This window comes from Xanthomonas fragariae, from assembly GCF_900183975.1.
GTDB lineage: Bacteria > Pseudomonadota > Gammaproteobacteria > Xanthomonadales > Xanthomonadaceae > Xanthomonas > Xanthomonas fragariae.
Genome location: NZ_LT853882.1, coordinates 1,245,308 through 1,258,117 on the forward strand (window position 1 = coordinate 1,245,308; position 12,810 = coordinate 1,258,117).

Consider the following 12,810-nt stretch of genomic DNA (forward strand, 5'->3'; position numbering starts at 1 on the left):
CACTCCTGTAATGAGACGGGTTACTGGACCTTGGTGCGCGCCAAGGCATGCCGTACTGCGCTTTCCATGCGCTTCCAATCCTTCAGGAATGCGCGTTTGTAGGTCAATGTGATCGAGAGATTGTTCTCGATATCCGAGAAATAATGAAAGCAACCGGCGGCAACTGCGCCATCCTCGCTGATGACCTGGTTACCTTCCAGTCGCACACCATCTCCTCGAAATGTCTTGCTGTCACATTTGATGAACGTCGTCAAATTGCCCTTTGGTCCGCGCGCGACATACCAGTCGTCTTCGTAGCCGGGGTTACGGGTTGGTGGTTTGCCATAGCGTGTTTCGTATTCCTTCGAATACCCTGCCATCTTTGCTTCGTCGATGGCGTACAGCATCAGCCCCATGGTCTTGGCTTGGGCAATGCGCAGGTCCAGGCGATCTCTTGGATCTCGGCGTTCCAGCGAACCGTCTTCAGTGATGGCCTCGTTGGACGACAGTCTCTCCAGAGATGTTTCGATAGGTGCGCGGTCGATGTAGTCGATCGACACAGAGATCTCTTTCCGGAAATCATTCGTGCGCGGGTTTACCCGCGCCCCGGGAGGGGTGGGCTTCATCTCTGGCCACTCGATGAGCAGCGTCACCCCCTCACCCGGCCAAGGTGCGATCTGGCTATCCAGATAGTTGGCGGGAATGCGGAAGGTGTTCGGCCCCAGCTTCACGTCGACGGGGGCATCCGAATAGGTGTGCCCGTTGATGGTGCGGCCTGTTGTAACGGTGTCCGACATGGGAGAAGTCCTTTTTTGTTCGGTCGATGGCGTCCGTGCATACGCACTGCCGGTTACAGCCACGGCAAGCGCAAGAGCCAGGCACCGGCCGGATGACATCATGCGCATTGGTCAATCCATTGCAGGGTTCGCTGTGAACTATAGGCGAATCGGCGCCGATGGGGCAGGAATGGCATCGATTGCGCCGGATTCGTCTTGTTCTGGACGCTCGGCAGGTCAGGGCCTGCACCCTGATGCGTGGACATTGGTTCGCACCGTCCAAGCAACGGATGAAGGTGCGTGCTCAATGGGCGCCGCATAACAAAATAGTCGCACCGCATGAGCCGATTGTTTGGAGTATTCGGCTTACTTTTCCAAGCCGCGCCGAGCTGGTGGAAGAACTCGCCGTGGAGCATGCAGACCTCTGATACGCCCAGGGTTTCCTAGACATCTCAAGGCCATGGAAAATGGTCAATTCGGAGGTGTCTATGAGCAGCAAGCGGTATACGGATGAATTCAAGATCGAGGCGGTCCGGCAAGTGACCGATCGTGGTTTCAAGGTGGCAGAAGTCGCGGAGCGACTGGGTGTCACCACGCACAGCCTCTACGCCTGGCTGCGCAAGTTCGGCAAGCCTGGCGTGGTGCAGCGCGCCGAGGTGGACCAGAGCGCCGAGGTTCGGCGGCTGAAGGCAGAGTTGCGTCGAGTGACCGAGGAGCGCGACATCCTAAAAAAGGCCGCCGCGTACTTTGCCAAGGGGTAAGGGCAAAGTACGCCTTCATGCAAGCCCACTGTGGGGAATTCAGGGTGTGTGCGATGTGCCGGGTATTGCGGGTCAACCGGTCGGGCTATTACGCCTGGTTGTGCTCGCCCAACAGTGAGCGCGCCAAGGAAGATGAGCGCTTGCTTGGACTGATCAAGCACCACTGGCTGGCCAGCGGCAGTGTCTATGGGCATCGCAAGATCACCAGGGATCTGCGCGATCTGGGTGAGCGTTGCAGTCGCCATCGGGTGCATCGGCTGATGCGCACCGAGGGACTGCGTGCCCAGGTGGGCTATGGTCGCAAACCGCGCTTCCATGGAGGAATGCAGTGCAAGGCGGCGGCCAACCTGCTTGACCGACAGTTCGACGTGACTGAGCCGGACACGGCCTGGGCGAGCGATTTCACCTTCATCCGCACGCATGAAGGCTGGATGTACCTGGCTGTTGTGATCGATCTGTTTTCCCGGCAGGTCGTCGGCTGGGCGATGCGCGATCGGGCCGACACCGAGTTGGTCGTGCAGGCCTTGTTGTCTGCGGTGTGGCGGCGCAAACCCAACGCTGGTTGCTTGGTTCATTCGGACCAAGGGTCTGTCTACACCAGCGATGACTGGCGCAGTTTCCTGGCGTCCCATGGCGTGGTGTGCAGCATGAGTCGGCGTGGCAACTGCCACGACAACGCACCCGTGGAGAGCTTCTTCGGCCTGCTCAAACGCGAGCGGATCAGGCGGCGGACCTATTCCACCAAGGACGCCGCTCGCGCCGAGGTATTCGACTACATCGAGATGTTCTACAACCCCAACCGCCGCCACGGTTCAACTGGCGACCTGTCCCCTGTAGAGTTTGAACGGCGCTACGCGCAACGAGGGTCTTGAGTGTCTACGGAACCCTGGGCGTATCATTTCTTACATCTGCGGATTGTCGGTTATTAGCTCAAGCAGCGCGCTGCACTGAAAGACACCAGCGCAGCGGCAATCCCGAACGAGAAGGTTAAATCGCCTGCCTCGCGCCAGACGAGCTTGAGCCAGCGAAGGTGGGTAGCTTGCCTGAGTCCTCTTGCAGTAAATTCCTTAATCGTTTAACAGCAAGAAATGCCAATCGCCTGGGCCTAGCCTTTCTTCGGACACTGCTGTCGCTTAGCAATTAATGAGCTGCCGACGAATTGGATGTGTCTCGTACGAATCCCTGTAGACTCTCAACAGCGTCTAGCTGTCAGGCAGAGCTATGCCCACTGGCGGAACGGTCGACTCGATGTCTTGGTCTGGTTACGCCCGATCTATCCTGATGCCGACTTCGAGTTGTCTATCAGAGCTTCCCGGTAAATTCAATTGAGGGCATGACGCCTGCTGACACAGCGCAGGCACCCAGGATGAGATTGTTAATCTCAGCAGTCGTACCGCCGTCACTGATGCACGTGGGCGACAGGGTTGTCCCATCCTTGACAGCCAATTTCGTGGTAATGGATGTGCCTGTATTGAAGTATGCTTTCTTGCTACTATTGCTACCGTCGACATTGAAGTCTGCCTGCGTCCATACGGAACTGATGTTGAGAATATTGCCTTTCGCGCTTACGCTGTAGGCATCAGTACCATTTGTGAAAATCACGGTATCGTTGCCGTTGGCGGCCGCCTTCGCCGTCAATCGGAAGTTTGGTAGTTGGCCGATTGGGTAATGCGGCGTCGGTACGGCTTTACTTTGCCTGAAGCAACTAGTGTCTCCGTCGCTGCTCCATCCGGACGGGCATGTGCTGCCGAAGTTGATCATCCAGTATTCGATTAAAACGTATGCTGAGTTTGCGGGGCCATCGTTCCCGTAGAGGAATTGTTCCCATACTGTGCAGCCCGAATGATTCTGGCACGCTGACGTTGTCCCATCGGCATTAGTGTTCAGCTGCACACTATATTCATCCGGGCTAGCGTCACTGTTTACAGTCTTCAGCCCGGTTACCGTTGGAAAACTTCCCACCGCCTCGCTAATAAGACCATGCCCTCTGAGCGCGTAGCTCACGGGGTCTTGCGTTGCACCGACGGCATCTGCAAGTAACTTTCGTCCAGCGGCGCTCTGAGTGGTCATTTTTCCGACTGGTAAACGATGGTTTCGACGTGGCAATGCGTTGCAGGGCACCGAATCCCAAATCATGCTTGGGTATTTGGCGTGAAAGCATCCGGTCGTCGGCGTACTAGACCTTACAAGCTCTATTTGCCATGCCTGTTGGACCTGCAATTCCAGTTGGCTGGGACTGACGTTTACTGGCTGCGTACCACCTAACTGTGCAGCTGCTTGTGCGCAGTTAGCAGTGGCAATTGCAATTACTAGCAGGAATTTACTGTGTTTCATCGTATTTCCTTTGTTAACGGAAGAATAAATTTAATTTCCTACTACGCTGCGTGTCAAGAGGTGACGCTTCAGCATCCTGTCGGAGCGGGATACCGGAAAGCTATTTTGCGCAGCGTATATCGCAACTCGACGTTTCAAGATCCCCAAGACGCCTCGATTAATTAATCTTATGGGAAAAAATCTATTGAAGGACTCGACCACTTCAATGCATTAGGGAAGGTCTGAACAACGCACCAGACCTCTAAAATTCGAGCCTGCTGCGTGCCAATAGCGCACAGAGTTGATGCGTACGATACGATTTCTACGGTTTCTTGCGGCGTTGGCTGGCGCCAGACAGCATTATCCCCTGGCCGGCAGCAACTGCCGGCGCACCATCCACAGATTGGATAGTGCGAACAGGGTCAGCACATGCGCGGTGTTCTTGGCCAAGCCGCGATAGCGGACCTTGGTGTAGCCAAACTGGCGTTTGGTCACGCGGAATGGATGCTCCACCTTCGCACGCACACTTGCTTTGAAGTATTCCCAACGTTCTTCCTGGCGGCGCTCGCGTTTGTTGCCAATGGCTTGAATCGTCGAACGCTTGGCGGCAATGAAAAAACCAGCCTTGCAGGTCTGCAGTTCTTCGCGTTTGTCCGCACCGGTGTAGCCGCTGTCGCCGAACACACTGTCTTCTTTGCCGTGCAGCAATGCGTGGGTCACCGTGACATCGGCCACATTGGCAGCCGTACAACGGACGTGGCGCACCAGCCCGGAAAACTCATCCACGCCGATGGGTGCCTTCATCCCGAAATACCACTGATTGCCTTTCTTGGTCTGATGCATTTCAGGGTCGCGCGCGCGGTCGGTGTTCTTGGTCGAACTGGGCGCAGCGATCAGGGTTGCATCGACGATCGTGCCGGACCGCAGGCTCTGACCCTTGCGCACCAGATCCGCGTTGACGGCCTCCAGCATCCGCGCTGCAAGGCCATGGGTTTCCAGCAAGCGGCGAAAGTTGAGAATCGTGGTCTCGTCGGGAACATTGTCCAAACCGCCGAGCCGGGCAAAACGGCGCAAGGTCCGGATCTGGTGCAACGCTTCTTCCATCGCCGGATCGCTCAACGCATACCACTGCTGCAGCAAATGAATCCGCAACATCGTCGCCAGTGCGTACGGCTGTCGACCAGGCCGCCCCGACACCGGATAGTGCGGCGCGATCAGTCCGAGCAAATGCCTCCACGGAACCACCTGCTCCATCTCGGCCAGGAAGATCTCGCGGCGAGTCTGCTTGCGCTTGCCCAAACCTTCAGCGTCACCGAACGTCAGTTGCATGGATGACTCCTCAACGTAGGTGTGTAGTGTCGCGCATTTGAAGTGCGTTGTTCAGAGGTTCCCTAACAAAACCAAGGAAGAAGGCGTAAGCAGATGATGGAGGATGCGAGCGAAAGCAACGCCAAGTGGATATCGATGCGACGTTCAAAGCGGATGCGCAATTTACCCATGCTTGCGAACCAGGCATGGGTGCGCTCGACGACCCAGCGATGGCGGCCCAACCGGTCGTTGCGCGCGATCCCCTTGCGTGCGATCCGCGCAATGATGCCGCGCTGCTTGAGGAAGGCGCGACAGTGGTCGATGTCGTAAGCCTTGTCGGCGTGCAATTTGTCTGGCCAACGTCGCGGGCGCCCTGGTTTGCCACCAATTGGCGGCAAGGCGTCGATCAACTCCTCGAACACGACCGAGTCGTGCCGATTGGCGCCGGTGACGCACACCGCCAAGGGGATGCCGTTGCGATCGACGATCAGATGCCGTTTGCTGCGATCGGTCGGGTTCGGCCCGGTATATAGGCCCCCCGGGGGGAGGCTACGCTAGCGGCGTCCAGACCAGCTCGGCTCAGGTCCAGCGTCTGAGCGCGACGTAGCTCGGCCAGCAACACCTGATGCAGACGATGCCACACACCGGCGGCCTGCCAATCACGCAACCGGCGCCAGCAGGTCATGCCGCTGCCATAACCGAGTTCCACAGGCAGGTCTTCCTTCCAACGGCACGCCCGTGCGCAGGACACAGACAATGCCGTTGAGGGCTTGCTGATCACTGATATGCGACCGTCCACCTTTGGGCGAACACTTCACTTGCGGAATCAGTGGCTCGATGCGCTTCCACAGCGCAAATGGGAATCTCTTTGCGACGTGTCATGTCCGCAATTTTGCCACCGGCGAGACAAGATTCAAGGGGTTTTGTTAGACGCTCTAAAGTGGACGTCATTTGCAGCGATTATCCGATAGATCGCTCCAGAAATACGCTGCGAACGATGTCCATCGCCTACAAGTACGACTTACTGTTTTATGTGGTATGTCTGCAAGCGTTTTTGAGGGTCAATCTGTGACAGCGCATGGCGTGCACTAACGCCATGCGCTGTCACGGCTCCGGTAGCAGCCGTGACAGCGGGTGACTCATCGCTTGGTCGGCCTAAAGTTGGCCGCGATGGGCATAGTGATATTTAACGCTCTGGTCTGGTCGGCTTCGTTTACATCCCCGCACGGGTTGCCATTGCATAACGTGATACGTGGATTGGCAAAGTAGGGAACCCTCCGCTGATCGTCGGCGGTATACGCCATGATGGTATTGAAACTGCCCTCATCCAATGTCTGCCGCCATCCGTAAGCATAAGTGAACGCGCCAGGACCGGAATCGGCTTTGTCGTGAGCCAGACCAAGGTTATGGCCGATTTCATGCGCGAAGGTAATGTCTTCGCAGTAATTTCCGGCTTCTTCGTCGGTACCGTCACTGATTGTGGCGTACCCCGATCCCTGCATATTGACATTGTACGATCGAAGCCCACCACCGTTCAGCCACGCCACGCCGCAAGCGCCTTGATTTGCGTGGTAAGGGCGTAGCAAGGCGACAAGATCGGCGCCCTGGGTGTCACGCGTGCTGTGTAGTGCCGCTAATGAAGACGTGCCTGAGGCTTCGGTCAGGTCGTTAAGTGCAGCACCATCTGTAGTGGAATCTGTGTAATTAACCTCCTGCGTACCGATCAGGCGCAGGCGTCCATTCACTTGGCTATCCGAGTAGGCACGGTTGGTAACGGCGACCAGATAGTTGATGCGGGTATTAACGGCATCCACCGATCCTAGCTCGCGGACCAAGCCTGGGGTATAACCTACGAGCACGTCGACCACCGTCGGGGTCGTTGCGCTCGCCGCCTGCTTCACTAGTGCAAGACTACGTTGTAAATCTTGCTCGCTGACCGCTTGCTTCGGCGGAATCAGGTAGTCGGACGCCATGGCACTATCATTGCTCTTGAGGCGGTCAAGAGCAATGTTTCTTGGTAGACGTTCTGCAACATACAGCTTGTCGCCTTGGGTAACGATACGAAGCGATGTGTTATTGTCCACCGGAATTGATCCAAATACTGCGTTGCGGCCGAAGGTGATCACTACACTTCGCTTTTCTGCGGGGAGGGTGCCGACAAAGGTCCAATGATCATTGTCCTGGGTGTTCTGCGAAATAGTTTTTGCATAGATGCGTCGGCCGTCTGGCAGCGGTAACCAAAGTCCACCAGCAGCAGCATTATCGTAGGCTTGCGATTCGTTGATTTTGATCGGGCTTAGCCTTTCCGTTGAAGTGACCCTAGTCTTCTGTTGGTTTGAAAATGCAAGCCATTGGTCCGCTGCAAATGCCATAGAGGTGGCAGTGCAGCTCAGTCCCAGAAAGATCGTCGCTGCTAGAAAATTTATTTTCATAAATACCTATTTTATTTTGGTAATTAATTCAATGGTGTGGAACAAAATACGCCGTTGCGCAGTCATATTCATCGCACGACACTTAGCAATCTCATGCCGCCCTGCGGCGGGGTAACTATGCTGAAAAGATCCGATAACTTCAACGCCTCTCTAGATGGCTTGTGATGTAATCGACGTCCCCCCGCCCTGAGTAGCGGCCGGGTTTAGAGTCCGGGCCTGATGATATCGGTGTTTGCCAGATGTTGGGCATAAGCGGCCGGCGTCATGCCGCCGATTGCTTTCTTGGGTCGGTCCTCGTTGTATTCACGTCGCCAACGTTCGATCTCGGTGCGTGCATGCAGCAACGTCGGGAACCAGTGTTCGTTGAGGCATTCGTCGCCTAGTCGGCCGTTGAACGATTCGACGTAGGCGTTCTGGTTCGGTTTGCCCGGCTGGATGAGCCGTAGCTGCACACCACGGGCGTGCGCCCAGGCGACCATCGCCCTGCCGCAAAACTCCTTGCCGTTGTGCCCCGAGGGCAGGCTTCGCGCTCGGTGCGGATCATCTGCGGCAGGCCACGGCTGTGTGCCAGTCGGTCCAGCACGCGCGCAACGCCGTGTCCCGAGATCGCGCGCTCCACGTCGATGGCGACCGCTTCGTGGGTTGCGTAGTCCACGATCACCAGACACTTGATCACCCGGCCTTCGGCGGTGCGGTCGAACACGAAGTCCATCGACCACACCTGGTTGGCCTGCGATGGCCGCAGCAGCGGTTGACGCTCGCCCACCGGTACTTTTTTGCGCTTGGCGGCGCCGGACCTGCAGCTGCTGCTCGCGATACAACCGCTCCACACGCTTGTAGTTCACGACGCGTCCTTCCTGACGAAGTTTGAGATAGATCATCCCCACGCCATAGCGGCGATGGCGATGCGCCAGCGCAAGAATGCGCTCGCGTAGCTCAACGTTGCGGTCTTCGCGCGGGCAGTAGCGCAGCGCACTGGCGCTCATGCCGATCGCCGCCAAGGCGCGACGCTCGCTGGCACCGCACCCGATCCACTCGCGCACCAGCGCACGACGCGCCGGTGCGCTCACCACTTTTTTCGCAGCGCATCCTTGATCAGGTCGTTCTCGAACAGCTGCTCGGCCAACAACTTCTTCAGCCGCGCGTTTTCGGACTCAAGGTCCTTGAGTCGCTTGGCATCGGGCACGCTCATCCCGCCGAACTTGCTGCGCCACAGGTAGTACGAGGCCTCACTGAAGCCATGGCGGCGGCACAGGTCTTTGATCGCCACGCCTGCTTCGGCCTCACGCAGGAAGCCAATGATCTGCTCTTCGGTAAAGCGCTTCTTCACGTCCAATCTCCTCGGGGTAGGGAATTGGACTCCAAACTGAGGCGCTACTCAAAATCGGGGGGACGTCGGGCTTCAGCACGGCCAGCCAGCTGGTGTTCGGCCTGGAGCGCATCGCGGTGATCTGGATCGGCGCTAGGTTGGCGCTGGACAACGTGTTTTCGGTCGGCATGCTGGTGGCTTACCTTGCCTACAAGGACCAGTTCGCGATGCGTGTGAGCGGGTTAATCGACAAATGGATCGAGTTCCGCATGCTGCGCCTGCATGGCGAGCGGCTGGCCGATATCGTGCTGACCCCGCCGGAAGACCATCACGCGTTACCGCAAGCGCTGCCACCTGCCGAGCCAAGCATTGAGGTGGAAGAGCTGTCGTTTCGCTACGCCGACGGCGAGCCGTGGGTGGTCAAGGACTGCTGTTTCACGATTGCGCCAGGGGAATCTGTGGCCATCATTGGCGGGTCTGGTTGCGGCAAGACGACGCTGGTGAAGCTGTTGCTGGGTTTGCTCACGCCCAGCGCAGGTACGATCCGCATTGGTGGACACGATCTGCACAAGATCGGCCCGCGCACGGTTCGAAGTATGGTCGGTGCGGTGATGCAGGACGACCAGTTGTTCGCTGGAAGCATTGCCGACAACATCCGTTTCTTCCAGCCGGATTCGGATCAGGACAGGATCGAGGTGGCCGCGCGCCTGGCCGCCGTGCATGAGGAAATTGTCGCGATGCCGATGGGCTATCACAGTCTGATCGGCGACATGGGAAGCTCATTGTCTGGCGGTCAGAAGCAGCGGTTGATCCTGGCGCGTGCGCTGTATCGGCAACCGACGCTGCTCTTCCTCGATGAAGCCACCAGCCATCTGGATGTCACGCGCGAGCGCTTGGTCAACGAGGCGGTGAAGCACTTGCAACTGACCAAGGTGATCATGGCGCACCGCTCTGAAACCATTGCCAGCGCCGACCGCGTCCTGGTGATGGAGCAGGGATGGATCGCGCAGGAGCTCAGGCCGCAGCGATGTCACATCTTGAAAATCAAGTCTTGATTGCTTGAGTACAGGCCACACGTGTCGATGCTCGATTTCCGAGCAGCTGCACGCCGTACTCATCTGCCCGGTTCACCATAAAACACGCCCAATCACGCAACCGGCGCCGACCAGGAGCCGACGCCTGTTGCGTGTCATCCAGTGGCAAGGATCACTTCGGCAGCGGCGAGTGCCCCGAAATCGAAAACGCCACAGCTGCGCCAGCGGCGCCGGTGCCCGGTTGGCCGCCGCCTACAAACAGCGTGTAATTGCCCGCTTCTACCGCACGCTGTCCGTTGCGATCCACATCGCTCAATGCACGCGCATCCAGGGTGAAGGTCAGCGTGCGTTGCTCGCCCGGTTGCAGATGCACACGCTGAAAGCCGACCAGGCTGCGCAACGGCGACTGCGGGCGATCCGGATAGTGCAGATACACCTGCGCCACTTCATCGCCGGCACGCATGCCGGTGTTGCGCAGGGTGGTGGTCACTTGCAGCGTGTTGCCTGCTTGCAGCGTGGTGGTGGACAACTGCGGCGCGCCGTACGCGAAGCTGGTGTAGCTCAAGCCATAGCCGAACGGAAACAGCGGCTCGCCCTTGAAGTAGCGATAGGTGCGGCCCTGCATGTCGTAGCTAACGTAGGGCGGCAGGTCCTTGGTGAAGCGATAGAACGTCACCGGCAGGCGCCCGCCGGGATTGTCGTCGCCGGCCAGCATGCGCGCGATCGCGGTACCGCCGGACTGGCCGGGGTACCACGCCGCCACGATGGCATCGGCGTGCGTTTTGGCCCAGTTCAACGCCACCGCACTGCCGCTCATCAGCACCACCACCAGCGGCTTGCCCGCGGCCTTGGCGCGTTCGAGCAGCGCTTGTTGCGGAGCGGGCAGGGCAATGTCGTTGCGGTCGCCGCCGTCGAAGCCGGGCACGTCGATGCGCAACTCTTCGCCTTCCACATCCGGCGACAGGCCGACGAAGGCCACCACTGCGTCGGCTTGCGCCACGGCTTGCTCGGCCTCGGCCAATTGCGCTGCAGCCGGCGCCAACCATTCCAGACACACGCCCTGGTCTTGGCCGCGGTGTTCCATATCCAGGCGGATCTTGCGTGGGCGGGTGTTGTCGAAGTGCAGCACGGTCTCCACGCTGCGGCCATCGGCGTTGTGCATGCCGGGCGGCACATGCTTGTCTTCGGCATTGCCGGCGACCACCAACCTGTCGTCGATATAGAGCCGCACCGGATCGTGGCCGGCGCAATCGAAGCAGCGCGCCACGCGCACCGCCAACGTGTAATCGCCGGTACTCGGCGGCAGCAATTCGCCGCTCCAGCGCACCGCATAGCGATCGGCCGGCACACCCCTGGCTGGCGCGACCTGGTCCCAGTTGAAACTCACCACGCGATCCTGCCGCACCACGCGCGCAGCGCCGGCCATATCGACATTGTCGAAATACTCGCCACGCAATCCCGGCTTGCCATCGCTGCGCAGCGCTGTTTCCGGAATCATGCCCGGCACGCCGGCTGCCAGCGGTGCACCTTGCGCATACCTCACCTGCTGCGCGCCGAAGCGCTGACGCAGCCCAAGCAGCGGCGTGACCGGCGTGGACGAGGTGCCCTGATAGTTGGCTTCCAATGCGGCCAAGGCATCGGCATCGGGGCCGATCGCCGCCAGCCGCGTGCCGGCTTGCAGCGGCAATGTCCCGGCATCGTTCTTGAGCAGTACGATCGACTCGGCGGCGGCCTGCAACGCCAGCGCACGATGTTCCGTGTTGTCTAGGTCTTTTGCGCCAAGCCGCGCATATGGATCTTTGCGCGGCGCTTCCAGTTCGCCCAGGCGATAGCGCGCGGCGAACAGGCGCACCAGCGATTGGTCCAGTAGGGCTTCGTCCACTTCGCCCCGTTCGATCGCCGTGCCCAGTGCGCGATACGCGTAGCCGCAATTGAGATCGTGCCCGGCCTTGAGCGCGGCGGCCGAGGAGCCGGCATTGTCGGGGCGGAAATAGTGGAACTGGGTCATGTCGTCCACCGCATCGCAGTCGGACACCACAAAGCCCTTGAAGCCCCAATCGCCACGTACGCGGCCATTGAGCAGCCAGTCGGCCGCACACGCCGGTGTGCCATGCAGTGCGTTGTACGCGCACATCACCGCGCCAGCCTGGCCGTCCACAAGCGCGGCACGGAATGCGGGCGTATAGGTCGCTTCCACATCGTGCGGTGAGACGTCGACATCGAATCCGTGCCGGCCCGGTTCCGGCCCGCTGTGCACGGCGAGATGCTTGGGCGTGGCGATCGTGCGTGGGTGATTAGGATCATCGCCCTGCAGTCCACGAATGAAGCCGATCGCCAATTGCCCGGTGAGGAACGGGTCTTCGCCATAGGTTTCCATGCCACGGCCCCAGCGCGGGTCGCGGAAGATGTTGATGTTGGGCGACCAGATGGTCAGGCCCGCATAGCGCTTGTGGTCCTTGCCCGGGCCGCCGGCCTGATTGAACTTGGCGCGCGCTTCGGTGGAGACCACCGTGCCCACCTGCTGCATCAGCGCGGTGTCCCAGCTCGCCGCCAGGCCAATCGCCTGCGGAAACACCGTCGCATAGCCGTTGCGCGCGATACCGTGCAGGCCTTCGTTCCACCACTCGTAGGCAGGAATGCCCAGGCGCGGAAGTGCCGGCGCATCGTTCATCGCCTGCGCAACTTTTTCCTCGCGGCTCATCTGCGCGACCAGCGCGGCGGCGCGTTGTTCCGGCATTTGGTTTCTGTTGTTTGCGGCGAATGCCGACGTGCCGATCAGCGGCAGACCAAGACCCAGGCTCAATGCAATGGCCAAACGGCATGGAAACACGGACAACGACATCGGTTTGCTCCTGCGCAACAGCATCGGCCGCCACGCGTTGTTCTTGGGTTACCCGC

General features: G+C 59.2%; 6 protein-coding genes and 3 pseudogenes. 2 read left to right on the forward strand and 7 right to left on the reverse strand.

Features of this window, described 5'->3' with window-relative positions; genetic code table 11:
• Nucleotides 1–20 precede the first annotated feature (20 nt).
• A complete protein-coding gene (locus tag PD885_RS05730; RefSeq protein WP_040763043.1) occupies nucleotides 21–884 on the reverse strand; it encodes a Smlt3025 familytype IV secretion system inhibitor in 864 nt (287 codons plus the stop codon).
• Nucleotides 885–1,243: 359 nt separating this feature from the next.
• Between PD885_RS05730 and PD885_RS05735 the strand changes: the two genes are divergently transcribed.
• Nucleotides 1,244–2,388 (forward strand): IS3 family transposase gene (locus tag PD885_RS05735; protein ID WP_088056693.1). Its coding sequence is split into 2 segments (ribosomal slippage): nucleotides 1,244–1,481 and nucleotides 1,481–2,388, totalling 1,146 coding nucleotides; the frame shifts between segments, so codons are not numbered across the junction.
• Between the two features lie 430 nt (nucleotides 2,389–2,818).
• On the opposite strand, the gene PD885_RS05740 is transcribed toward PD885_RS05735, so the two are convergent.
• From PD885_RS05740 to PD885_RS05760, 5 genes and pseudogenes are all read right to left on the reverse strand, one after another.
• Entirely contained in the window at nucleotides 2,819–3,850 is a 1,032-nt protein-coding gene (locus tag PD885_RS05740; RefSeq protein WP_040763042.1) for a hypothetical protein, read from the reverse strand.
• A 339-nt stretch (nucleotides 3,851–4,189) separates the two neighbouring features.
• On the reverse strand, nucleotides 4,190–5,158 hold the full coding sequence (locus tag PD885_RS05745) for an IS5 family transposase (protein WP_088056694.1): 969 nt from the start codon (nucleotides 5,156–5,158) through the stop codon (nucleotides 4,190–4,192).
• A gap of 62 nt (nucleotides 5,159–5,220) precedes the next feature.
• A pseudogene (locus PD885_RS05750) lies at nucleotides 5,221–5,988 on the reverse strand (IS5 family transposase).
• A 288-nt stretch (nucleotides 5,989–6,276) separates the two neighbouring features.
• Nucleotides 6,277–7,569: a reprolysin-like metallopeptidase gene (locus PD885_RS05755; protein WP_002806239.1), complete on the reverse strand. Its 1,293-nt coding sequence runs from the start codon at nucleotides 7,567–7,569 to the stop codon at nucleotides 6,277–6,279.
• 203 nt (nucleotides 7,570–7,772) lie between these two features.
• Nucleotides 7,773–8,899 (reverse strand): annotated as a pseudogene (locus PD885_RS05760) (IS3 family transposase).
• 68 nt (nucleotides 8,900–8,967) lie between these two features.
• On the opposite strand from PD885_RS05760, the pseudogene PD885_RS05765 reads away from it, so the two are divergent.
• Nucleotides 8,968–9,933: pseudogene (locus PD885_RS05765) on the forward strand (peptidase domain-containing ABC transporter); the annotation flags it as partial.
• Between the two features lie 151 nt (nucleotides 9,934–10,084).
• On the opposite strand, the gene PD885_RS05770 reads toward PD885_RS05765, so the two are convergent.
• Nucleotides 10,085–12,754 carry a glycoside hydrolase family 3 C-terminal domain-containing protein gene (locus tag PD885_RS05770; protein WP_088057104.1) on the reverse strand — a complete coding sequence of 890 codons (2,670 nt, stop codon included), beginning with the start codon at nucleotides 12,752–12,754 and terminating at the stop codon, nucleotides 10,085–10,087.
• Nucleotides 12,755–12,810: the final 56 nt, after the last annotated feature.

Bases quoted from the DNA above. Each gene is read 5' to 3' on its own strand.
- PD885_RS05745 (WP_088056694.1), bottom strand. From the start codon at position 5,158: ATGCAACTGACGTTCGGTGACGCTGAAGGTTTGGGCAAGCGCAAGCAG.
- PD885_RS05755 (WP_002806239.1), bottom strand. From the start codon at position 7,569: ATGAAAATAAATTTTCTAGCAGCGACGATCTTTCTGGGACTGAGCTGC.
- PD885_RS05740 (WP_040763042.1), bottom strand. From the start codon at position 3,850: ATGAAACACAGTAAATTCCTGCTAGTAATTGCAATTGCCACTGCTAAC.
- PD885_RS05770 (WP_088057104.1), bottom strand. From the start codon at position 12,754: ATGTCGTTGTCCGTGTTTCCATGCCGTTTGGCCATTGCATTGAGCCTG.
- PD885_RS05730 (WP_040763043.1), bottom strand. From the start codon at position 884: ATGCGCATGATGTCATCCGGCCGGTGCCTGGCTCTTGCGCTTGCCGTG.